This window comes from Maribacter sp. C-4077 (assembly GCF_055378385.1).
This window is the reverse complement of sequence record NZ_AP038807.1, coordinates 1,764,152-1,788,849: the sequence shown is the minus strand read 5'-3', so window position 1 is coordinate 1,788,849 and position 24,698 is coordinate 1,764,152. Positions and strand designations below refer to the sequence as shown.

The following is a 24,698-nucleotide window of genomic DNA, read 5'->3' as shown; positions in this document are numbered from 1 at the left end:
TGGGCCAAATCAATATATAAAATATGGGTTGTAGTAGTTGTTCTACCGGCAAGGATGGACAACCAAAGGGATGCAAGAATAACGGTACTTGCGGTACAGATGGTTGCAATAAATTAACTGTTTTTGATTGGCTTTCAAACATGTCGCTTCCCAACGGAGAGCGTCCATTTGAGTATGTGGAGGTGCGTTTTAAGAACAGTAGAAAGGAATTCTTTAGAAATACGGAAAACCTATCCTTATCCATAGGGGATGTGGTGGCCACTCAGGCACAGTCGGGTCATGACGTTGGCATGGTGACCCTCACGGGCGAACTGGTCCGTGTGCAAATGAAACGTAAGAAAATAGACCCTTCCAAAGAGGAAATTCCCAAAGTATACAGAAAGGCCACGCAAAAGGACATAGACATCTGGCAAAAGTGCCGGAACCGGGAAGAGGAAATAAAAAAACGGTCCAGGGAAATCGCGATCATCCTAAAACTGCAGATGAAGATTTCAGATGTGGAATTTCAAGGCGATGGATCCAAAGCAACTTTTTATTATACCGCGGAGGACCGGGTTGATTTCCGTCAATTGATCAAGGATATGGCCAAGGCTTTTGGTATTCGTATCGAAATGCGGCAAATAGGCTATAGGCAAGAAGCCCAACGTTTGGGCGGTATCGGGTCTTGCGGAAGAGAGTTGTGCTGTTCCACCTGGTTAACGGATTTCAGGTCCGTAAGCACCTCTGCCGCACGTTATCAACAGCTCTCGTTAAATCCCCAAAAATTGGCGGGACAATGCGGTAAACTGAAATGCTGCCTTAATTATGAGCTGGACGTTTACCTGGATGCCCTAAAGGACTTTCCACCACAGGACACCAAGCTGTTTACGGAAAAGGGATTGGCCTTCTGTCAAAAAACGGATATTTTCAAGGAACTGCTTTGGTTTTCATACAAGGATGAACCGGCCAATTGGCATGTCCTCTCCAAGGACCAGGTGAACGAGATCATCGAAAAAAACAAGAAAAAAGAAAAAGTTCCAAGCCTTGAAATTTATGCGGCGGACAATATTGTTGAGGATAAGGTAGTTTTTGAAAATGTAGTGGGTCAAGATAGCCTTACCCGTTTTGATAGGCCGAAGAAAAATTCAAAAGGCAACAGAAACAGGAACAGAAAAAAGAATACGAATAAAAATAGAAAACGAAATAGGAGCAAAAAAAATGCGTAACTGTCTTTTTTTGGTGTTTGCCATATTCCTACTCCAATCATGTAATACCAATGTGGTCGCAACCGAGTATAAAAGTCTCAATGGGGCCGTTTGGAACAAAGACGATGTTTTGGAGTTCACGTTTTCTGAATTGGATACCCTACAGCAATACGATATCTTCATCAATGTTCGTAACGACGATACATTTCCCTACAGCAATCTTTTTTTAATTACGGCACTGAATACCCCGGAAGGTGAGGTGCTACAGGACACCCTTGAATATACCATGGCACTGCCGGACGGTACTTGGCTCGGCAAAGGTTCCGGGAGTTTGAAGGAGAACAAATTATGGTATAAGGAAAACATCGTTTTTCCCAATTCTGGCGTATATACTTTAGAAGTTTCGCACGCGATGCGAAAAAACGGAAATGTTCAAGGGGTGATTTCCCTGGAAGGCATTACCGACGTAGGTTTTGAATTAACAAAAAGTAATCCCTAGGCTCATGGCAAAAGCGACAGAAAAGAAAGGCAACTCCGGTTTTTCAAAATATATCAAATGGTTCTGGATACTATTTGCGTCGGGTGTGGCAATGGTCGCACTTATTTTTCTTTCCGCCGCATGGGGGTTTTTCGGAGAACTACCGCCCTACGAATATTTGGAAAACCCGCAAACCAATCTAGCATCCCAGATAATTTCTTCAGATGGCGAGTTGTTGGGGAAATTTTATTTGGACGATAACCGTACCGATGTAAAATATAAGGATCTGCCGGAGAATTTGGTCAACGCCTTGGTAGCCACGGAGGATGCCAGGTTTCAGGACCATTCCGGAATCGATTTTAGGGGAACCGTACGTGCCTTCTTCTTTTTGGGAACCAAAGGTGGCGCAAGTACCATTAGCCAGCAGTTGGCGCGGCAGCTTTTTGTGGGGGTCCGCTCCAGAAGTAAACTGGACGCAATCAAACAAAAAATAAAGGAATGGGTATTGGCCACACGCTTGGAGCGAAGCTATACCAAGGAGGAAATCATAAGCATGTACTTTAACATTTATGATTTTGGAAACAATGCGGATGGTATTCGTTCCGCAGCACGTATCTATTTTGGAAAGGAGCCCAAGGATTTGAAAATAGAGGAATCTGCCATGTTGGTTGGTATGTTCAAAAATTCTTCGCTTTTCAATCCACTTCGAAGAGAGGAAATGGTCAAAACCCGAAGAAACGTTGTGCTGGCCCAGATGGCCAAATACGATTATATCACCGAGCAGGAAAAGGATTCCTTGCAGGCCCTAAAAATGGACATCAACTACAATCCGGAGAACCATAGGGAAGGTTTGGCCACTTATTTTAGGATGTACTTGCAACGTTTTATGAAGGATTGGATCGACGAAAATCCCAAACCCGCCTTGGCCGGTGAACGTGATAAATGGAACATATATCTGGATGGATTGAAAATATACACCACGATCGATTCCAAGATGCAGGCCAACGCCGAAGAGGCGGTATACGCCCATATGGCAAACCTACAGGCCGAGTTTTTCAATCAAAACACCAAGGAACGAAATGCAACTACACCTTTCTCTGATATTACCCCAGAGGAAACGGAAGCAATCATGGAGCGTGCCATGAAAAACTCCGATCGTTGGAGAGAGATGAAGGCAGCGGGCAAATCAGAAGAGGAAATCAGGAGTTCCTTCACCAAAAAAACCGAAATGACCGTATTCGATTGGAAAAGCGATACCCGTGAAAAGGATACCGTCATGACCCCTTTGGATTCCATCAGGTACTACAAAACCTTTTTAAGGGCGGCGATGATGTCCATGGAGCCTCAAACAGGCCATGTAAAGGCTTGGGTTGGGGGTATCAATTACAAGCACTTTCAATACGATAACGTTATACAAGGGGCCCGGCAGGTAGGTTCTACGTTCAAGCCATTTGTATATGCCGCCGCCATAGATCAACTCCGACTTTCGCCCTGTGAAAAACTACCGGATACACAATATTGCATAGAGGCGGGCAAACATGGAAACATGGAGGCTTGGTGCCCAAGAAATTCCGATTTTAAGTACACGGGTAAGGAAATGACCTTAAAGCACGCCTTGGCCAATTCCGTTAATACCGTAACCGCACAATTAATCGATAAGGTGGGACCAAAATCTGTCGTGTCCATTGCCAAAAACTTAGGAATGTCTGGGGAAGTTCCGGAAGTTCCTTCCATCGCCCTGGGTACCTTGGATGCCAATATTTATGATATGGTTGGGGCGTATGGAGCCTTCGCCAATCAAGGGGTCTATGTAAAACCAGTTATGGTAACCCGAATCGAGGATAAAAACGGGACCGTATTGTATGAGTATGTTCCAGAGACGAAAGATGTGCTGAGCAAGGAAGTTTCCTATGCCATGATCGATTTGATGAAAGGGGTAACCCAAGGTGGTTCAGGTACGCGCCTGAGACATGCTTACAACAAGAATAATACGGTGTATAAAGAGATTATTACGGGATACCCATATGAGCTCACCAACCCCATTGCCGGGAAAACGGGTACCACCCAAAACAACAGTGACGGGTGGTTTATGGGTATGGTGCCTAATTTGGTTACCGGTGTTTGGGTAGGTGGTGAAGAGCGTTCCATCCATTTTAAAAATATACTTTATGGCCAAGGAGCCTCCATGGCATTGCCCATTTGGGGATTGTATATGAAAAAGAATTATGCGAACGAGGAATTGGGCGTATCCAAGGAAGATTTTGAAAAACCGGAAGATATGACCATTGTCACAGATTGTACCCAATTTATTGAAGACCAACAGAAGGATATTGAGATTGAGGATGATCTTGAAGATTTGGATTTTTGATATACGTCAAATATTGCAAAATTTTTAAAAAAGCTTCGGTATACACCGAGGCTTTTTTATTTTGTTCAATCTAAAAGCGTTATTTTAGTAATATGACATTTAATGTACAGATATGATTAGAAAAACGGTTTCAAAAGTATCGGACGCGCTTGCCGGGGTTCAAAATGGCATGACATTTATGCTCGGCGGATTCGGATTATGCGGAATTCCGGAGAAGGCCATAGAAGAATTGGTGCGATTGGGCATAAAGGACATCACCTGCATTTCCAACAACGCAGGTGTAGATGACTTTGGTTTAGGGCTTTTACTTCAAAAGCGTCAGATAAAAAAAATGATTTCATCCTACGTGGGCGAAAACGACGAATTTGAACGGCAAATGCTTAGTGGGGAATTGGAGGTGGAACTGACCCCCCAAGGGACCTTGGCAGAAAAATGTAGGGCCGCACAAGGTGGATTTCCAGCTTTTTTCACTCCGGCAGGCTACGGCACCGAAGTCGCGGAAGGTAAGGAAACACGGGAGTTCAATGGAAAAATGTATGTGCTTGAGGAAGCTTTCAAAGCCGATTTTTCCTTCGTCAAGGCATGGAAGGGCGATGAGGCCGGCAACCTCATTTTTAAGGGAACGGCCCGAAATTTTAATCCGGTGATGTGTGGTGCGGCAAAAATCACAGTAGCCGAAGTAGAGGAACTGGTACCCGCCGGGTCTTTGGACCCCAATCAAATACATGTTCCGGGGATTTTTGTCCAAAGAATCTTCAAAGGAGAAGGTTATGAGAAAAGAATCGAACAACGAACCGTACGAAAAAGAAATTAAAATGTTAGATAAAAACGGAATTGCAAAACGTATCGCCAAAGAAGTAAAGGACGGTTATTACGTGAACCTCGGTATCGGTATACCTACACTGGTGGCAAACTTTGTACGTGACGATATTAGTGTAGAATTTCAGAGCGAAAATGGCGTATTGGGAATGGGCCCGTTTCCTTTTGAAGGTGAAGAGGATGCAGATATTATAAATGCAGGTAAACAAACCATTACAACCTTGCCCGGTGCCTCCTTTTTCGATTCGGCCACCAGTTTTTCCATGATACGGGGCAAACATGTAGACCTTACCATTTTAGGGGCTATGGAAGTTGCTGAAAACGGGGATATTGCCAATTGGAAAATACCGGGTAAAATGGTCAAAGGAATGGGAGGAGCGATGGATTTGGTGTCATCCGCAGAAGATATTATCGTGGCGATGATGCATACAAATAGGGCCGGGGAATCCAAATTATTAAAAAGATGCACCCTACCGCTCACGGGCGTAAAGTGTGTAAAAAAAATTGTGACGAACCTTGCGGTACTGGAAATAGGCCCAGAAGGTTTTATCCTGTTGGAACGTGCGCCAGGAGTATCCGTGGAAGAAATAAAACAGGCTACGGAAGGTACACTTATCGTGTCCGGGGACATTCCTGAAATGAAATTGGACTAACACTACAACCATTGCATTTCATCGGATAAATCAAATACCTTGATTTATTCACAACATTCTTGGATAACTTCACAACAATAATTCACAAACAGCTTCTCTTTGTACCTATATTTACGTCACTGATATTTTTTAACCCAAAGTAAAAGTAAAACTTAACCGAAGATGGATACCCAGAATTACATTCCGAGAGAAGAAAAAGTGCAAGTATACCATAATGATTTTTTTAGTGGTTTTGTACGTTTGACGAAAAAGCTTTTCATGCTTTAGGTCAAAAGCAAATGAAATTAACTGTAAAGAGCAACTCCCCCAGGTTGCTCTTTTTTTGTTTCTAATTGAAAAATGAACCATTAAATTAGCTCACTTTTGAATTGGAAATAGTATTGGACAATTTACATCCAAATCTTAATTATAAATTGCCAGCCCTAACCTGCTAATTATTCCTATTTTTATTGCTTTATCATCTTACTCTTCTTTGAGAATTAAATTCAGTTTCTATGACAAAGTACTTTTTTGTCTTTTGCACCCTATTTCTAGGGCACTTAGTGGACGTAGCCGCGCAAGCTTCGAATACCTCCAGATTAAAAATTGAGGATATCATGAAAGGCGATGACTTTATCGGGCACCGGCCTTCCAATGTCTTATGGGCGACCGACCAATCCGCCATCTATTTCGATTGGAATCCAGAAATGGCCTATAGCGATTCGCTTTATAGCTATAATTTAAATTCCAAAAACATTGAAAAAGTCGGTTTCCTTGAAGCGCAAAAACTTCCCGCAACACAAAAGGTGGACCATCCCACGCTAAATAAATCGGTCTATACTAAAAACGGGAACATTTTCCTATTGGATAATGCCACGGGCAAATCCTTGGCCATCACCAAAACCAAGGAAAGGGAATCCAATCCGCACTTTACAGAAAATGGCAAAAAAGTGGCTTTTGTCAACGGGTCCAATTTTTTTTCTTGGGATATGGACAATGGGGTTTTGGAACAGCTTACTGATTTTGTGGAACAAGTTGCGGAAGACTCCAAACGGAGCGAGAAGGATGAATGGCTGTACCAAGATCAATTGGAGCTTTTTGGTGTTTTACGCCAACGGAAGGAAAAAAAGGAGTTAGGCGAGCAAATTACCAAAAAAATGGAAGCCCTTGAACCCCTGCCCATAGCAACAGGAAAGAAACAGGTCATCAACCAAACCATTTCCCCTAATGGGCGCTATATTAGCTTTGTGCTGATGGATTCCCCTAAAAACAAAAGCACGATGGTACCCCATTTTGTGACGGAATCCGGGTATACGGAAGAACAAACCACCCGGACCAAGGTAGGCGACGAACTTCCCACCTATGAAATGTTCGTGTACGACACTAAGAAACGTACCCAATATAACGTTGTTTTGGATAGCCTGGAAGGGCTGAACGATGTTCCGGAATTCATGCAGGATTACCCGGACAAGACATATCAAAACGAAAACCCCATTGGAAGGATACCCAGTCCTACATGGCATCCTGAGGGTGAAAAGGCCATTTTGGACATTCAGGCCAGCAATTATAAAAACCGATGGTTGGTGCTTTTGGATGCCAAAACGGGAAAAATAGAACTCCTTGACCGGCAACATGACGAGGCTTGGATTGCGGGCCCCGGCATTACTGGGTGGTTTGATGGGGGCGACCTGGGTTGGATGCCCGACGGAAAAAGTATTTGGTATAAATCCGAAAAAACAGGCTATTCCCACCTGTATACCATGGATATGAACGGCAAGAACAAAAAGGCCTTGACCTCGGGCAATTTTGAAGTTTATGACCCCTTTATCTCCAAGGATAAAAAACGCTGGTATTTTACGGTAAATAAGAACCATCCAGGCGACCGCCAGTTTTATACCATGCCCCTAAAAGGGGGCAGAATGGAACAATTGACCCAATGGGAAGGCAGAAACGACGTAACGCTTTCACCAGATGAAACACAGATGGCCATTCTACATTCCTACTCCAACAAGCCCACAGAGCTGTACCTCCAAGGCAATCCGCTGTTTGGAGATACAAGCGAACCTACAACCATCACAAATTCCAATACGACAGCATTCAATTCCTATGATTGGAAGGATCCAAAGGTTATTACGTTTTCGGCCTCTGACGGTGCCATGGTTCACGCAAGGTTGTACACCCCCAAGTTGGAAGTCAAGAATAACGCGGCCGTAATTTTCGTGCACGGTGCAGGCTATTTACAGAATGCCCATAAATGGTGGAGCTCCTACTACCGTGAATATATGTTCCACAATCTATTGGTGGACAATGGCTATACCGTCTTGGACATCGATTACCGCGGCAGTGCCGGTTACGGTAGGGATTGGCGGACGGGCATATACCGTCACATGGGTGGCAAGGACCTGTCAGACCAAGTGGATGGCGCCAACTACTTGGTAAAGAATTACGGGGTTGATCCGGATAAAATCGGTATCTATGGTGGCTCCTACGGCGGATTTATAACCTTAATGGGCATGTTCAACGCACCGGAAACCTTTAGTGCCGGAGCGGCCATACGCTCTGTGGGCGATTGGGCGGCCTATAACCACCCGTATACCGCGCATATTCTGAATACGCCGGTAGCGGACAGTCTGGCCTATAAACGGAGTTCCCCTATCTATTTTGCGGAAGGTCTAGAAGGTAAATTGCTTATTTTACACGGAATGGTGGATGACAACGTGCATTTTCAAGATATGGTCCGATTATCCCAACGGCTCATAGAACTGGGCAAGGAAAACTGGGAAATGGCCGTATATCCTGTGGAACGCCACGGTTTTGTGGAACCTAGTAGCTGGACCGATGAGTATAAACGCATATTCAAATTGTTCGAGGAAACTTTAACGGATTAGAAATGCCGAATATTCCCAAAATAGAATTTATGCCGTGTCGACCTTCGGAATTAAAGGAATTAATGACCATTTCCAGAACTACATTTTCCGATGCTTTTCAAGCTCAGAACAATCCCGAGGATTTCAATGTATATTTGGACAAGGCCTTTTCAAGAACACAGCTAGGGAAGGAACTTGACAACCCTAAAATGAATTTTTATTTTGTGTATTTCGAGGGTGTTTTGGCGGCCTATTTTAAATTGAACGAAGGCGATGCCCAAACGGATATAAAACAAGAGGGTTCAATGGAACTGGAACGTATCTATGTCCTTAAAGCCTTCCAGGGAAAACAATTGGGGAAGCGGATTTTGGATTGGATAAAGGATTGGGTCAAAGGAAACGAAAAATCATTTTTGTGGTTGGGCGTTTGGGAGAAAAACCCCCGTGCCATCGCTTTTTATGAACGTCATGGATTCTATAAGTTTGGGACACATCCCTACTTTATTGGACAGGACGAGCAAACGGATTGGCTCATGCGTTTCGACTTTTAAAAACAAAGTTAATGTAAGATGAAAACCTCATTAAGGTATTTACTATCATTAACTAAATACAATCACAAAAGGAAATGTTTAAAAATCCATATGTTACCTTAACTTAAGCGTATGAAAAAATTATTGTACACCTTGCTCACCCTATCATTATGCGGTATGTTAAACGCCCAGGAATATTACTTTCCGGAGCGAAATGCCCTTTGGGAACAAAAAAATCCAACGGAATATAAAGTCAATACCGAAAGACTAAAAGCGGTCGTAGACTTTGCCGAAGCGAACGAATATACCGGTTCCCGAGATTTAAGGATCGCTATATTAAAGGGTTTTGAAAGGGAGCCTTTCCATGAGATATCGGGTCCTACCAAAAAACGGGGCGGTCCTGCGGGAATGATTCTTAAGAATGGCTATGTAATAGCACAGTGGGGCGATGTAAAAAGGGTGGATATGACCTTTAGCGTCACCAAAAGCTTTTTAAGTACCATGGCCGGACTTGCATGGGACCAAGGATTGATCTCCACAACACAGGATAAGGCCGGTGATTATATTTGGGACGGTACCTTTGAAGGGGAACACAATTCCAAAATCACCTGGGAACATCTATTACAACAGAATTCGGCTTGGTCCGGTGAATTATGGGGTGGAAAGGATTGGGCGGACCGGCCACCGCGAGAAGGTGATATCGATGACTGGAAATTTGAAAAACCCAAGGAGCCCGGTACGTTCATGGAATATAACGATGTACGTGTCAACGTACTAGCCTATGCCCTTACCCATGTATGGCGAAAACCGCTTCCCCAAGTTTTGAAGGAAAATATCATGGATGCGATTGAGGCGAGCACAACCTGGAGATGGCATGGATACGACCATGCGTGGACGGAAATCGATGGTATTAATATGAAATCCGTGACAGGCGGTGGCCATTCAGGAGGAGGAATGTTCATCAATACGGAAGATATGGCCCGTTTTGGCTTGCTGTTCCTGAACAATGGCAAATGGAAAAACGAACAATTGATTAGTAAGGAGTGGATCGAGAAAGCCATAACACCCTCCGTTCCAAATAGCAATTACGGCTATATGTGGTGGTTGAATAAAAAAGGGGACAGGCATTGGGAGGGATTGTCGCAAAACATATACTACGCCGCTGGTTTTGGCGGAAATTTTATCGTCATAGACCCTGAAAATGATATGGTCGTCGTCACCCGTTGGTTGGAGCCCAATAAAATCGGGGAATTCATGTCCAAATTAAATCAGGCAATAAACTAAAGTGAGGACAAAATTTCCACAGCCCTTTCCAACGTTTCCTCCTTTTTCGCAAAGCAAAATCGGAGTACTTTATCATCCCTGTCGTTTACGTTAAACGAGGATATGGGAATACTTGCCAATTTATGCTCGAGAATCAGTTTTTTGGCAAAGTCCTCGTCCGATTCTTGGGTAATTTGGGTATAGTCCAACAGTTGGAAATAGGTGCCTTGCGAGGGGATGAACTTAAATTTGCTATCGGCAAGACCCTTTAGGAATAGATCTCGCTTCCTTTGATAAAAATCATTGAGCCCAAGATAGTGTTCGGGGGTTTTTAAGTATTCTGCCAAAGCCCGCTGTACGGGATGGTCAACACAGAAGACGGCAAATTGGTGCACTTTTCTAAATTCTTCCATCAGGGCTTTTGGAGCGGCACAATAACCCATTTTCCAGCCGGTAACATGAAAGGTCTTGCCAAAGGAGGCGCAGACAAAGCTACGCTGCGCCAAATCCGGAAATCTGGATACGCTCTGGTGCTGTTGTCCGTCAAATACAATATGCTCGTACACCTCATCGCTCAATACCAAAATATTCGTGTCCTTGAGAATTTCCTGTAACCGTAGCATATCGTTTTGGGAAACTATTTTTCCACTGGGATTATGCGGCGTATTGATTATCACCATTTTAGTTTTTTTGGTGATTTTGGCTTTGAAGGCTTCCCAGTCTATGCTATAATCCGGGGCATCCAATTGGAGGAAGACAGGTTTGCCCCCATTGACGAGAATGGCCGGCTCATAGCAGTCATAGGCAGGTTTTAGTACGATTACCTCATCCCCTGCATGCACAAATGCCGATAAGGCCGTGTAAATGGCCTGGGTAGCGCCCACAGTAATGGTCAATTCATTTTCTGGATGGTATTGATGACCGTGAAGTGTTTGAATTTTTTCAGAAATAACCTCCCTTAGCCCAAAATACCCTTGCATGGGGGCATATTGGTTGTGTCCCTCCATCATGGCATTGTTCACCAAGGAAATAAGATTCGGGTCCGCCTCAAAATTTGGAAACCCTTGGGACAGGTCAAGAGCCTTATGTTTTCGAGCCAAATTCCCTACGGTCGTAAAAATGGTAGTTTTTACATTGGGCAGTTTGGAACTGTTTTTCGTATCGATATTCATAATCATAAAAATAAACCAAAAAAGCCCGAGAATAAACCCGGGCCTTTCCAAACAACTAAACTAAAAAATTAAGCATGTTGCGCTTCATGTTTACCTTCCTTTATTTCCTCAATTACTTTTGAGTTAAATGCAGGTAAATCCTGTGGATTTCTACTTGTTACAAAACCTTCATCCACAACAACTTCCTTGTCTTCCCATTTGGCTCCAGCGTTGATGAGATCATCCTTTATGGAACTGAAAGAAGTCAAGGTTCTTCCTTTTACGACATCGGCACTGATCAAAATCTGGGGGGCATGGCATATTGCCGCCACCGGCTTTTTCATGCTAAAGAAATCCCTAACCAAAACCAAGGCATCTTCGTTTCTTCTTAGGGTATCTGGATTTATTACACCTCCGGGCAATACCAAAGCATTATAATCCCATGCTTTTACCTCGGAAAGATTTCTGTCCACATCGTAACTGTTTGACCAGTTGCCATTGGCCCAGCTTTTTATTTTTCCGTTTTCCGGACTTATGATGTCCACTTGAAAGCCTTCTTTTTCCATGGCTTCTTTAGGTGATTTCAATTCACTTTCTTCAAATCCATGTGTTGCTAAAATTGCTATCCTCTTCATTATATTCATTTTTTTAAGTTAATAATCTATCACTACAAGAATATAATAATAGGAAAGGAAAATCTCCGTTAATGCCTTATTAAATTAGGACTGCTGAAGGTTAAAGCTCTCTTAAACGGACAAAGGCTAGGATTTTTAGTGAACTGATGCAAGATGTTGAAGGACTTCTTGAAGGCATCGGTCCAGCTCCTTTTTGACCTCGCGTTCCCAAAACCTAAATACGGTATAGCCCAAGCGGTCCAATTCCTGATTTACCTCTTGGTCACGCTGCATATTGCGTTCTATTTTAGCTATCCAAAAATCGCGGTTGGTCTTGATCTTGGGTTTGCGTTCCTCCCAGTTTTCGCCATGCCAATATTCCCCATCTATGAAAATGACCGTTTTATATTTTTTTAGGGCGATATCCGGCTTTCCAATGAGTTTTTTGTAGTCTACCCTATATCGATATCCGGCCGCATACAAGGCCCTTCTAAAGGCCATTTCCGGCTTTGTGTCCTTTCCCCGGATCTTACTCATAATCTTCGAGCGTTGGGGTGTGGTGTAGAATCCGGATTCCTCGTTAAATCTGGGGACTATAATTCGTTCTTCGGAATACTTTTTGGACATTCACTAAAAATAAAAAATCCCATTTCGAATGAAATGGGATTTATAAAAACTTTATGATCTAGGAATTAACCCTTAACGTTTGCGAATAGATACTCCCGGTTCATACGGGCAATATTCTCTAAGGATATTCCTTTTGGACACTCGACTTCACATGCACCGGTATTGGTACAGTTTCCAAAACCTTCCAAATCCATTTGCGCGACCATATTCTTTACCCGGTCAACGGCCTCTACCCTTCCTTGCGGCAACAGCGCGTATTGGGAAACTTTGGCACCTACAAACAACATGGCCGAAGAATTTTTGCAACTGGCCACGCAGGCACCACAGCCAATACATGTGGCGGCACTAAAGGCGTCGTCCGCATCGTGCTTGTTTACTGGAATCGCGTTGGCGTCGATGGTATTACCAGAGGTATTTACCGATATAAAACCGCCCGCATTCTGGATACGGTCAAAGGCACTTCTGTCTACAATCAAATCCTTGATTACCGGAAAGGCCGTCGCCCTAAAAGGTTCAATATAGATTGTGTCACCGTCCTTGAATTTTCGCATATGCAATTGGCACGTAGTAACTCCCCTATCAGGTCCATGAGCTTCGCCATTAATATATAAGGAACAAGACCCACAGATACCTTCCCTGCAATCATGGTCAAAAGCTACGGGCTCCTCTCCTTTTGATATCAGCTGACTATTTAACACATCCAGCATTTCCAAAAATGACATATCGGGGGAAACATCGCTGATTTTATAATCAACCATCTTTCCTTTATCATGAGCGTTTTTTTGACGCCAAATTTTCAATGTTAAATTCATAGCTTTTCTTTATTTATAACTTCGTTCCTTAACTTCTATATTCTCGTACACCAAATCCTCCTTGTGTAAAACGGCGTCTTTTGGTTCTCCCTTATATTCCCAAGCGGAAACATATTGGAACTCCTTTCTCCTCTTGGCCTCACCTTCCGGAGTCTGGTATTCCTCCCTAAAGTGACCCCCTGCGGACTCTTCCCTTTGCAGGGCGTCCTTGGCGAACAATTCTCCCAACTCCAAGAAATCCGCAACGCGTCCCGCCTTGGCAAGTTCCTCGTTGTATTCGTCCGCAGAACCGGGTACCAAAACATCTTTCCAGAATTCGGCACGTAGTTCCGCAATTTCATTGATGGCCGATTTTAAATCGGCTTCATTTCTGGACATACCACATTTGTTCCACATGATTTTACCCAGTTTCTTATGGAAGTAATCTACTGGATATTTTCCCTTGTTGTTGATCAAGTGATCTATATTATCCCGAACCGATTTCTCAGCTTCATCAAACTCCTTCGTGTCCGTTGGGATAGGTCCTGTACGGATGTCATTTGCCAAATAATCGCCAATGGTGTAAGGCAATACAAAATAGCCGTCTGCCAGACCTTGCATCAATGCGGACGCTCCCAATCTATTGGCACCGTGATCGGAGAAGTTCGCTTCCCCAATTGCGTAACAACCGGGTATGGTCGTCATCAGGTTATAGTCCACCCAAATACCGCCCATGGTATAATGCACCGCGGGATAAATCATCATTGGGGTCTCGTATGGGTTTTCATCCACGATTTTTTCGTACATCTGGAACAGGTTTCCATACTTGGTCTTCACGACTTCCTGACCCAATTTCTTAACGAGGACATCATCATTTACGTCCAATCCTTTTACCAAGGCCTGTTCCCTACCATAGCGCATGAAGGCATCGGCAAAATCCAAATACACGGCCTCACCGGTGGCGTTTACACCGTATCCGGCATCGCAACGTTCTTTGGCGGCCCTAGATGCTACATCCCTAGGTACCAAATTACCGAAAGCCGGATAACGCCTTTCCAGATAGTAGTCACGGTCCTCCTCTGCAATCTTCGTTGGTTTAAGTTTCCCAGCTCGTATCGCTTCGGCATCCTCCAATTTCTTGGGCACCCAGATCCTACCGTCATTTCGTAAGGACTCTGACATCAAGGTAAGCTTGGATTGATGGTCTCCAGAAACAGGGATACAAGTTGGGTGTATTTGGGTGTAACATGGGTTTGCAAAAAAGGCCCCTCGCTTATGCGCTTTCCAAGCAGCGGTCACATTACTGCCCATGGCATTGGTGGATAAATAAAATACATTTCCGTAACCGCCGGTTCCCAAAACCACCGCATGGGCGGAATGCCTTTCTATCTTACCGGAAACCAAATCCCTTGCAATGATACCCCTGGCCTTACCATCAACGATGACTACATCCAACATTTCATGCCGGTTGTACATCTTTATCTTCCCCCTACCAATTTGTCGGTTCATAGCGGAATACGCCCCTAGCAACAATTGCTGTCCGGTTTGGCCCGCAGCATAAAACGTTCGCGATACCAAAACGCCCCCAAAAGAACGGTTGTCCAATAAACCTCCATACTCCCTGGCAAATGGTACCCCTTGGGCTACACATTGGTCAATGATATTTGCGGATACTTCGGCCAGACGATAAACGTTTGCCTCGCGCGAACGGTAATCCCCGCCTTTAACCGTGTCGTAAAACAGTCGGTAAGTAGAGTCGCCATCGCCCTGATAGTTTTTCGCGGCGTTTATTCCACCCTGTGCGGCAATGGAATGTGCCCTACGTGGTGAATCTTGAAAGCAGAATGCCTTTACGTTGTATCCCAATTCCGCTAAAGTTGCCGCGGCGGATCCTCCCGCCAAGCCTGTACCCACAACGATAACATCGATATTACGTTTGTTCGCCGGGTTGACAAGGTTTATTTTGTTTTTATGGTTGGTCCATTTATCGGCCAATGGGCCTTCAGGTATTTTTGAATCTAATGCCATATTAGCTGTTTTTAATGGGTGAAATGATGGTAAAGTGCAATGAAAATAAATCCTACAGGTAGACCTATAGCATACACCTGAGCCAAACCTTTCATACTTTTCTTGTAAATGGAATTGGCACCAATGGATTGGAATGCCGAACTAAACCCGTGAAGCAGATGCAGGCTCAATAGCACAAAGGCCAATACATAGGCTCCAACGCGCAATGGATTTTCAAATTTATGGACCAATTCCTCGTAATATCTAAAACCATCCCCGCTTGGTAAAAGACCGGACATGTCTCCTTGAACGTATTTAACATTTATTTCGGGAATCCAAAAATCAATAAAGTGCAACACCAAAAATGCCAAAACGACCGCGCCGCTCAACAACATGTTTCTGCTCATCCAAGTGGAGTTGGCATTGCCGTTATTCTTAACGTAGCTCTTTTGCCTTGCCTTATTGTTTTTGATTTCCAAGATGAATCCCATTACAAAATGGAAGATCACGCCAAAAATGAGTATGGGCTGAAGAACGAATTGAACCGCCCAAAAGGTTCCCATAAAATGGGAAGCCTCGTTAAAGGCATCCGGACTAAAAACCGATAAAATATTGATGGCAAAATGCTGTAGTAGAAAAACCATAAGGAAAAGGGCCGAAAGCGCCATCGCATATTTTCTACCGATTGAAGATTTAAAAAATCCGCTCATTGGTTGCTTTTTTAATTTGCACAAATTTACTGCACAGGGCAGTTATTAACAAGTTTTCAAGAGTCTAAGTGTGCTTATTTAGACCCATTTTAAGAATGTTTTAAAGACTGTTTAAGTACGGCCTAAAAAACAGGGTTTAAATAGCTTTATTACTTAAACAGATCGATGGATTTTTATAACGGTTCACCCAGAAATCTAGTATGGCCAACCATCCCCAAATCGGATTTGAATGAATACCAATTTTGGAAGGCTCTACGATCCCGTTACCCACAAAGACCCTTGAAAATATTGATAATCAGAACCATAAGTAAATACCATCCTGTCGTGTAAGAATTAACCACAACACCTTTAATTGGTCTAAAATACCATCGTTTAGTCGAAAAACAAGCTATGTTTTTAGCTACTTTCTTTTATTTCGACGGTTCATCCAGACCAATCACTATATGAAAATAGCTTTACGATCTACCAAAAGAAAAATTACCTTACTTGCCGCCTTGGCACTTTTACTATTAAGTGCGGCACCTTTTTTTATAGGATCAGGGCTAGATGCCCCGGAACCTCTTGGGCGTTACCTAAACTTCAATTTTCCAGCGGCCGTACCCAACTCGAACGGTTTGCCGTACGCACCCGTGTACACCAATCTGACCTTTGACTCGCCCTTGACTTTTAATGAACTGCCAACATCGGCCAAAATTGTAGTCGGGCAAAGGGACGGAAAGATATTTTGGTTTGACAAGGACCCTGAAGTATCCCAAAAAAACATGTTGTTGGATTTGAGCAATAAGGTAGGTGTAGTTTGGGACGGAGGCTTTTTAGGCTTTACTTTTCACCCGAAATTTGGTACCGCAGGGAACAATTACTTCTATACCTATTACACCACTAAGGACCGTAATGGGAATAATTTCCCAAATATGTATACCACCCAAAGCTGCAATAGCGAGGAGTATTGGGGCAATTTTTTGATTCTTTCCAGATATACCATGAATCCTACGACCATGACCGTGAACGAAAGTTCGGAACAGGTTCTGTTGAAGCTAAGAATGTACGGAACCACACACAGAGGGGGCGGACTTCTCTTTGGGGACGATGGCTATTTATATCTCACCACTGGGGATCAAACTGCCTTTAAAAAGTCGCAGGACATTGTAAACAATTTGGACGGGGGCGTACTCCGCTTGGATGTGGATAGAAACCCTGCCCGAAGCCATGCGCCCATTAGGACCATGCCCCAAGACCATGGATTTTCAGATGAGATTTCAGGCGTAGGATATTGGATACCCAATGACAACCCCTTTCTAAGCCCCAACGGTGCACGCTTTGAGGAGTATTTCTCCATGGGTCATAGAAACCCACATAGAATGACAAAGGACAGGGCTACGGGTGATTTGTACATTGGCGAAATAGGCGGAGGCCGACACGAGGAAATCAATGTGGTCAAAAAAGGAAAAAATTATGGCTGGCCACTTTATGAGGGTCTTTTCAGGAGCACTTTTTGTGTATCCGGTCTTTACGAGAACATGCCGCATGAAGAACCCCTGGTAGCTTTTCCCAGATCCCAAGCGAATGCCGTTATTGGGGGATTCGTGTATAGGGGCGAGGAAATTCCGGAACTAAAGGGTAAGTATATTTGTGCCGATTATGGTGTTGGCGAGGAAATCTGGGCCGTGAATACTTCCAACGGAACCTATGAACAGTTAGGCAATTTTAGTTCCACCAATATCATATCCTTTGGGGAGGACAAACAGGGAGAACTGTATATCCTGAAACAGGGCGTGTCCACGCTTTTTAAACTTTCCACCAAAAAATCATTCGAAGAGACCTTGCCCCAGACCTTGAGCGCAACGGGAGCCTTCAGCGATCTATCCACGCTAACACCCTCACAAGGAATCTTCCCCTATGAATTGATCGAGTCTTTTTGGTCCGATGGCGCCCTGAAAAAACGATGGTTGGGAATCCCTAATGATGGTACACACGATACACAAGAAGAACAGATCAATTATTCCGAAAACGGAAATTGGGATTTCCCCATTGGATCAGTGCTGATAAAGCATTTTGAAATGCCATTGGATGAAAATAACCCATCGCTTACCAAACGTTTGGAGACCCGTTTTTCGGTCAAGGCGTCCAACGGCCAGTTTTATTATGTTACCTATAAATGGAACGAGGCCCAGACCGATGCGGTGCTATTGACATCCGGTTTGGATGAAACCTTGAACATAAAAAGGGCCGATGGAACGACCGAAGCCCAAGTCTGGACCTACCCCAGCAGAAGCGACTGCGTTACCTGCCATAATCCAAGCACCGGTGGTACCATTGGTACACGTACGAGATACCTCAACAAGGATTTAAGATATCCAAGAACGGGTAGAACCGCCAATCAATTGGTCACCTTGAGCCATTTGGGCATATTGGACCAAACGATCACGGATGCCAATACAAACTCCCTTTTAACATATAAGGCTTTGACCGATGCAAACGCCTCCTTGGATGAAAAGGCACGTTCCTACCTGGACCTTAATTGCGCCTATTGCCACCAGGCCGGTTCCGATGTTCGGGCGGATTTTGATATGAGGATGGTACCGAACCTGGAACAAACGGGGCTTTTGGATGCGGGAATTTTCAATTCCTTGGGCATCCCAGATGAAGCCATTTTGCGACAAGGTTCTCCGGAGAAATCCATAATTTACCTGCGGGCCAATAGCCTACAGGAAGGCATTGCCATGCCTCCCATTGCCAAGAACAAAATTGATGCGAATGGCGTTGCCCTATTGGAAGCTTGGATACGCCAATTGGGTTCGAATACGGAACCTAACGAATTGAATCTGGCCTTGAACAAACCAGCAGTACAGTCAAGTAACGATTTTGGAGGGGATGCTGCAAAGGCCGTTGACGGAAACAGAAGCGGCCTCTATTCCAATGGTTCCGTAACGCATACGGCCACTTCCAACAATCCATGGTGGAGGGTAGACTTAGGTAGGGAATATACCATCAACAAAATCAATATGTACAATCGAACCGATTGCTGTTACGAGCGTCTGAGCGGTGCCAAACTCTTGGTTGGAAACACGCCGAGCAACAATCCAGCCGACTATACCGAAGTGGGAACGGCCAATGCTGAACCCTCGCAATTCTTTACCAATGTCAACACCAGTGGTAGATATCTAATGGTATATTTACCGGGAAACAATAAAATTCTTTCCTTAGCGGAGGTAGAAGTCTTTGGAGAGGTGACAATCAACATTCCAGTATACAATGTACTGACATCACCAAACGTTGTCAACCTACAGGTTGGTGAAACCTTCCAATTGAACGCCATTACGGAACCGGCCAATGCAACGGACCAAGGCGTTAGTTGGATTTCAAACGACCCTAGTATTGCATCCATTGATGCCACAACAGGTATGGTAACCGCAGTGGGTCCCGGTGAAATAGATGTAACCGTGACGACCAATGATGGCGGGTACAAGGCCAGTGCCTTGGTTAAGGTGGCCGGCACTCCCCAAAACCCAATTTCCGTTTATAACGTATTGACATCACCCAGTCAAGTCAGCCTAAAGGTTGGGGAGACCTTTCAGTTGAATGCGATTACAGAACCTGCCAATGCGACGGACCAAAGCGTTAGTTGGATTTCCAACGACCCTAGCATTGCCTCAATTGATGCCACAACAGGTCTGGTAATCGCCAATGGGGCGGGTGAGATCGATGTCACCGTTACTACGAACGATGGTGGTTTCAAAGCCAGTGCCTTGATAAAGGTTACCGGAGGTACCGCTCCCAACATTGCAGTTTACAATGTGTTGGTGTCGCCAAAGACATTGACCTTAAATGAAGGGGAGACGTTCTTGCTGAGCGCCATCGTTGAACCGGATAATGCAACGAACAAAAATGTACGTTGGTTCTCGAATGACCCATCCATTGTTTCTGTTGATCCCGATTCAGGATTGGTGACGGCCAATGCCGTAGGTGAGATGGATGTATCCGTTGTTACCGAGGACGGTGGCTATCACGCCACGATGCTTGTCAAGGTAATAGCTCCAAATACCAGTTCTATAAAGCTGTACCCTATGCCAGTGACGGATACTTTCAACATAGACCTATCCGGATATATGGGCAAAGCTGTGGTGGTCAGTCTTTATGGGCCCGGTAACCAGTTATTGAAAACGGTAAGCTACCCTGCGAACCATCCTACTGTAAATCAGTTTTCCGTATCGGAATATCCATCAGGGGTATATTACCTCTTGTTCGAATCCGCGGACGGTTATGAGGGTAAAACACTGATTATCAATTAAAAAACAACAAAGTAAACTCATAAGGCCTTTACATGTTAAAGGCCTTTTTTATTGGGTTTTAGGACAAAGTCTCCTTTTTCTCTTTAATTCGGTCCAAACTCCACGCAACGGCGGCTTCCAAATCATTGAATTGCCGTAGTGATTCCTTAAAGAACATTTTCTCCAAAACGATGCTCGCAAAACTACCTTGTGTGGAACCCACCACACTGTAATAGGACAACTGATGTCTGTTTTTGTAAAATTTTAACCATTCCGTAGGAACCACCGTATAACTGTTTATACGATTGGAGATGTAGGCAATAGGGGTCTCCTCCCCGAAAATTTCCTTGGCGGCCGCTACTGCCCTCTTGGCCATATTCCAGTCAAAAACAACTCCTTCCTTTATTTCCGAAATGACCAGACCATCGAAATAATAGAAAACCCCGAATTCAAACTCCCTTACCTCTCGTATTTTTTTGAAGTATGGAAGATCCTTAACACGTTTCATACTTTCAAGTTTTTTGTTTTATAGGTCAAGTCTGGACTTCTCGCAGCGCAGGGTAGAAAATTAACCAACCTGATAGTTATCGGGAAATCTCGGCAGGCAGCCATTGTAACCTTAACTTATTTTAATCATTGTATCATTTGGACAAACTCCTCTAAATGTACGGTTTATAATTGAAATAAAAGGTCAGAAATGCCCTGCAAATAGGGTGATATTCAGTTTTCCATGTTCTTGAGCTGAATCTCCAAAGCCTTGGTAGAAAGTTGCACCTCAATAAAGGAAAGTATCAAGGAAATCATGAGTGCAAGCAGACTGATGCCGAAGACAAGATTTGCCCAAAACGTGAGCTGGACGTAGATCAAAGACATGGTAATGACGGCCAGCAAAAAGCTAAAGATGGCCGTAGCCTGCATGTTCTTGATTATTGTCAGACGTTTTTGTAGCTTTTTAACCTGTAAGCCTACGGATTTTGACCCCGTCTCCTCGAACTTTTGGTGCAATTGACGTATCAGCGCCGCGATGGCCAAATAACGGGCGTTATAGGCCAACATGGTCAAAGATATGGCCGGAAAAAGTAATGCGGGAATTCCTAAAGTTAGTTCCATTTAGTATTTTGTTTTAATCAATCGATATTCCAAAATATGACCAACTAACGTCCTCATCAAAGGGGTTTGATTGTGCATGAAGTTCACCGGGCTCAATGATGATACACTTTCCTTTTGTTAAAATATGTTTTTCGCCATTTACCTCAAAAATGACTTTACCAATTTGAATGAAGAACACCTCGAACATGATTTCGTGTAGATGAAAATCCACTTTGTCTCCTGGTTTAAAAACTGCAGTACCAAACATCATGAGGTGAGGTATTTCCCCTTTTGAAACCAAGGTCTTTTTCTTGATATGTTGATTATGGCTCAACCCTAGTTCTGGCAGTGTATTCCAATCTACTATTTTCACAGGTTTAATTGAATAAAAGTTAGTCTATCTTAAATGTGGTTGATTCTGTAATGCCATTGCCGGAAATCTTAACCACGTAAGTTCCTTTGGGCAGATATGTTTTTCCATCTTCTGCTTCCGATAGCTTTGTTTTATGTTGTTTTAAGTAATTGTCTTTTCCGATTTTAGAGAAGGCTACATCAAAGGACAGAATATTGAAACCCTTATCCCCGTTTATCTCGGTCTCGCTTACCACAATATCGTCCTCGCTCAGGACGATGGCCTTAAAAGGGCCTTTCTTTGTGGTATAAAAGGTGATGTCCAAGCCTGGGGTTTGCGCTCTTGACCAGGAGCTTCTAGGGTTGCCCCATCTGCTGGAATGTTTGATATCGGTAAGTTCAAAAAGTTTCAATTTACTCTCCAAGGCCCGGGGTGTCATTTGCTGTAAGGTTGAAATATTGGCCTTATAAATACTTCGCCCGTGCGTACCCACCAATAGGTGTTTTGCCTTTTCCTGTATGACCAGATCATGCACCGCCACGTAGGGAAGTCCGTTATCGAAAACCTCCCAGGAACCGCCCCTGTCAAACGAAACATACAGGCCATTATCCGTTCCAACAAAAAGCAGATTTTCATTTTCCGGATCTTCCAAAATGACGTTAACCGAAGAAGTTGGAATAGTATTGGCGATGGATTTCCATGTTTTTCCGTAGTCCTCGCTCACATAGATATAGGGTGTAAAATCATCCCAACGATATCCGTTCAATGTAACATAAACGCGTTCCTTTTTATGTTTTGATGCCGCCACCCTACTCACCCACAAATCCTTGGGAAAGGACCCTGATATCAAATCCCAGCTACCGCCTCCGTTCGTACTTACCTGCACCAATCCATCATCGCTGCCGGTATATATCAGTCCAAACTTAAATGGCGATTCAGAAATGGTGGTCAAGGTACCATAGGCCACGTTCCCCCTTTTTCCTCCCATTGTCAGGTCCGGTGAAATGGTTTCCCAAGTATCGCCTTGATCTAAAGACCGGTGCAACTTGTTTCCGCCCAAATACAGAATATCCTGGTTGTGCGAGGAAAGTAGTATTGGTGTTTGCCAATTGAATCGGTAGGGCGATTCTCCCAATTCGTGCTTTGGTTGGATATAGTTCCTTTTTCCGGTCTCCAAATCCAATCGGAAGTAATTACCAAACTGAAATCCCGTATACACGATATTTGGGTTCCTACTGTCTATTTGCACCTGCATACCGTCACCGCCCAAAATGGATTTCCAAGGGTATTGCCCGGACTGGTGCCATTCCCTATTCTCCTCCGCATTATGGGGCCCCATCCAAACGCCGTTGTCCTGAAGACCGCCATATACATTGTACGGTTCCTGATTATCCACATTTATGGCATAGAACTGACCCACGATCGGGGAGTTGTTCTTTATCCAGCTCTCCCCATCATCGTAGGAAATGTTGAGGCCGCCATCATTCCCATTGATCAGATGCCCGGACCTATCTGGGTTTATCCACAAAGCGTGATGGTCTGAATGTACGTTATCCTCATTGACCGCCATGTAGGTTTTTCCGCCGTCGTTCGATTTTAAAAGGGGTACACCCGCCAAATAGATTTTATCCACATTGGATGGGTCCACATTGATTTGGGCAAAGTAATACCCGTAACTGTAGTATAGTCCGTCAATGTAATCCTGGTTCTGTTTTTTCCAACTAACACCGCCGTCCATGCTCTTATATACCTCCGCTCCAATGACTGGCGTATCAAAGAGCAATGCATTGGCATCTTCCAAGTAGGAAGCAAGGTCTGCCGGTTTTACGGCACCACTGCGCACCATTTGTTTTACGTTTTCGGCACGGTATTTTTCCTGAAAATTATTTGTTTTTAGAAAATCGTTGAGTTGTTTGTCCGATAATTTCAAAAACGCCTCCGTATCCATAGCCTTGAAATCTTCCTTTTGAAGTCCTTCCTTTTCCTTGACATCGTTATCCTGTTTTGCTCTCCTGAACTGATTGTCATGCACGGCATAAACGGTGTTGTCATCGTATACGGCAAGGCCGATTCTACCCACTCCCTCACCGGTAGGAAACCCACTTTGGGGCGTGGTTATTTTTTTCCAACTCGTTCCGGCATCGGTACTTTTATAAATGCCCGATAAATTGCCGTTGCCCAAAAAATCCCAAGCCTTGCGATCTTTTTGCCACGCGGCCGCATACATGATATTAAAGTTTTTGGGAGCATGGGCCACATCAATAATACCCGTGTCATCGCCCACAAATAAGGTTTTTTTCCATGTTTTGCCTCCATCGGCAGATTTATAAAGACCCCTTTCCGCATTGGTGGAATATAAATGCCCTACCACGCCAACCACTACGTCGTTTGGATTATCGGGATTTATTAGGATGCGACCGATATGATGCGAATCTGGCAATCCCATATTCGACCAAGTTTTTCCTTGGTCCGTTGATTTTAAAATACCGATGCCGGCATAGGTCGAGCGAGAGGCGTTGTTCTCGCCGGTCCCGACATAGATTGTCCCCGATTCCCAATGCACGGCAATGTCCCCAATGTTCTGTGTTGGGGTATTGTCCATAATTGGGGTAAAGGTCGTCCCGTTATTGTTCGTATACCAAAGTCCACCCGAAGCATAGGCCACATAAAATTCAATAGGCGATTTTGGATTTACTGCCACGTCCACCACACGCCCACTCATAATGGAAGGTCCAATATTCTTCAAAGGGATGTTTTTTACCAAGGAAGCTTGACCCATTTGGGCCTTTTTTTCCAAGGATTTCAAAACCTCGGTTTGATCGGTGGGGGAAATCTGGGCCGTTAGCATCCTGAATCCCAATAGAAGAAAGAAGGGTACTATTTTCATGGTAGATTATAAATTATAGGGTTTTGGAAAGTTACTAAAACTTTGTTCAAAGTCCCTTTGG

Annotated in this window: 19 protein-coding genes; 9 read left to right on the top strand and 10 right to left on the bottom strand. The window is 44.0% G+C overall.

Annotated elements, in window-relative coordinates:
- The first annotated feature begins 23 nt into the window (after positions 1–23).
- From ACZ41C_RS07685 to ACZ41C_RS07650, 8 genes are all read left to right on the top strand, one after another.
- Entirely contained in the window at positions 24–1,205 is a 1,182-nt protein-coding gene (locus ACZ41C_RS07685) for a PSP1 domain-containing protein (RefSeq protein WP_272635824.1), read from the top strand.
- On the top strand, positions 1,198–1,683 hold the full coding sequence (locus ACZ41C_RS07680) for a gliding motility lipoprotein GldH (protein ID WP_464565336.1): 486 nt from the start codon (positions 1,198–1,200) through the stop codon (positions 1,681–1,683). Before ACZ41C_RS07685 ends, ACZ41C_RS07680 begins: the two co-directional genes overlap by 8 nt.
- A gap of 4 nt (positions 1,684–1,687) precedes the next feature.
- Positions 1,688–4,030 (top strand): penicillin-binding protein 1A, encoded by a 2,343-nt coding sequence (locus ACZ41C_RS07675; RefSeq protein WP_464565334.1) that lies wholly within the window; start codon positions 1,688–1,690, stop codon positions 4,028–4,030.
- A 112-nt stretch (positions 4,031–4,142) separates the two neighbouring features.
- Positions 4,143–4,844 (top strand): CoA transferase subunit A, encoded by a 702-nt coding sequence (locus tag ACZ41C_RS07670; RefSeq protein WP_138256569.1) that lies wholly within the window; start codon positions 4,143–4,145, stop codon positions 4,842–4,844.
- A gap of 1 nt (position 4,845) precedes the next feature.
- The gene (locus ACZ41C_RS07665; protein WP_138257312.1) at positions 4,846–5,502 is read left to right on the top strand and encodes a CoA transferase subunit B; all 657 of its coding nucleotides are present in this window, start codon (positions 4,846–4,848) and stop codon (positions 5,500–5,502) included.
- A gap of 494 nt (positions 5,503–5,996) precedes the next feature.
- The gene (locus ACZ41C_RS07660) at positions 5,997–8,369 is read left to right on the top strand and encodes a S9 family peptidase (RefSeq protein ID WP_464565331.1); all 2,373 of its coding nucleotides are present in this window, start codon (positions 5,997–5,999) and stop codon (positions 8,367–8,369) included.
- Between the two features lie 2 nt (positions 8,370–8,371).
- Positions 8,372–8,899 (top strand): GNAT family N-acetyltransferase, encoded by a 528-nt coding sequence (locus ACZ41C_RS07655; protein ID WP_138256571.1) that lies wholly within the window; start codon positions 8,372–8,374, stop codon positions 8,897–8,899.
- Between the two features lie 111 nt (positions 8,900–9,010).
- Entirely contained in the window at positions 9,011–10,162 is a 1,152-nt protein-coding gene (locus ACZ41C_RS07650; protein WP_464565329.1) for a serine hydrolase domain-containing protein, read from the top strand.
- Here the strand turns inward: ACZ41C_RS07650 and ACZ41C_RS07645 are convergent.
- From ACZ41C_RS07645 to ACZ41C_RS07620, 6 genes are all read right to left on the bottom strand, one after another.
- Complete coding sequence (locus tag ACZ41C_RS07645; RefSeq protein WP_464565327.1) at positions 10,159–11,313, bottom strand: methionine aminotransferase; 1,155 nt, start codon at positions 11,311–11,313, stop codon at positions 10,159–10,161. The two genes, ACZ41C_RS07650 and ACZ41C_RS07645, sit on opposite strands and share 4 nt — an antisense overlap.
- Before the next feature lie 68 nt (positions 11,314–11,381).
- Entirely contained in the window at positions 11,382–11,927 is a 546-nt protein-coding gene (locus ACZ41C_RS07640; protein ID WP_464565325.1) for a type 1 glutamine amidotransferase domain-containing protein, read from the bottom strand.
- 135 nt (positions 11,928–12,062) lie between these two features.
- Complete coding sequence (locus ACZ41C_RS07635) at positions 12,063–12,533, bottom strand: very short patch repair endonuclease (RefSeq protein WP_154917660.1); 471 nt, start codon at positions 12,531–12,533, stop codon at positions 12,063–12,065.
- A gap of 65 nt (positions 12,534–12,598) precedes the next feature.
- Entirely contained in the window at positions 12,599–13,345 is a 747-nt protein-coding gene (locus ACZ41C_RS07630; RefSeq protein WP_464565322.1) for a succinate dehydrogenase/fumarate reductase iron-sulfur subunit, read from the bottom strand.
- Between the two features lie 9 nt (positions 13,346–13,354).
- Positions 13,355–15,352 (bottom strand): fumarate reductase/succinate dehydrogenase flavoprotein subunit, encoded by a 1,998-nt coding sequence (locus ACZ41C_RS07625; protein WP_138256577.1) that lies wholly within the window; start codon positions 15,350–15,352, stop codon positions 13,355–13,357.
- Between the two features lie 11 nt (positions 15,353–15,363).
- The gene (locus ACZ41C_RS07620; RefSeq protein ID WP_464565320.1) at positions 15,364–16,041 is read right to left on the bottom strand and encodes a succinate dehydrogenase cytochrome b subunit; all 678 of its coding nucleotides are present in this window, start codon (positions 16,039–16,041) and stop codon (positions 15,364–15,366) included.
- 443 nt (positions 16,042–16,484) lie between these two features.
- On the opposite strand from ACZ41C_RS07620, the gene ACZ41C_RS07615 reads away from it, so the two are divergent.
- Positions 16,485–20,330, top strand: coding sequence for an Ig-like domain-containing protein (locus ACZ41C_RS07615; protein WP_464565318.1), 3,846 nt, complete (start codon positions 16,485–16,487; stop codon positions 20,328–20,330).
- A gap of 58 nt (positions 20,331–20,388) precedes the next feature.
- Here ACZ41C_RS07615 and ACZ41C_RS07610 read toward each other — a convergent pair whose 3' ends face one another.
- From ACZ41C_RS07610 to ACZ41C_RS07595, 4 genes are all read right to left on the bottom strand, one after another.
- Entirely contained in the window at positions 20,389–20,817 is a 429-nt protein-coding gene (locus ACZ41C_RS07610) for a hypothetical protein (RefSeq protein ID WP_138256580.1), read from the bottom strand.
- 212 nt (positions 20,818–21,029) lie between these two features.
- Positions 21,030–21,419 carry a DUF2721 domain-containing protein gene (locus tag ACZ41C_RS07605; RefSeq protein ID WP_138256581.1) on the bottom strand — a complete coding sequence of 130 codons (390 nt, stop codon included), beginning with the start codon at positions 21,417–21,419 and terminating at the stop codon, positions 21,030–21,032.
- A gap of 13 nt (positions 21,420–21,432) precedes the next feature.
- The gene (locus ACZ41C_RS07600; RefSeq protein WP_464565315.1) at positions 21,433–21,771 is read right to left on the bottom strand and encodes a cupin domain-containing protein; all 339 of its coding nucleotides are present in this window, start codon (positions 21,769–21,771) and stop codon (positions 21,433–21,435) included.
- Positions 21,772–21,790: 19 nt separating this feature from the next.
- The gene (locus ACZ41C_RS07595) at positions 21,791–24,637 is read right to left on the bottom strand and encodes a VPS10 domain-containing protein (protein WP_464565313.1); all 2,847 of its coding nucleotides are present in this window, start codon (positions 24,635–24,637) and stop codon (positions 21,791–21,793) included.
- Positions 24,638–24,698 lie beyond the last annotated feature (61 nt).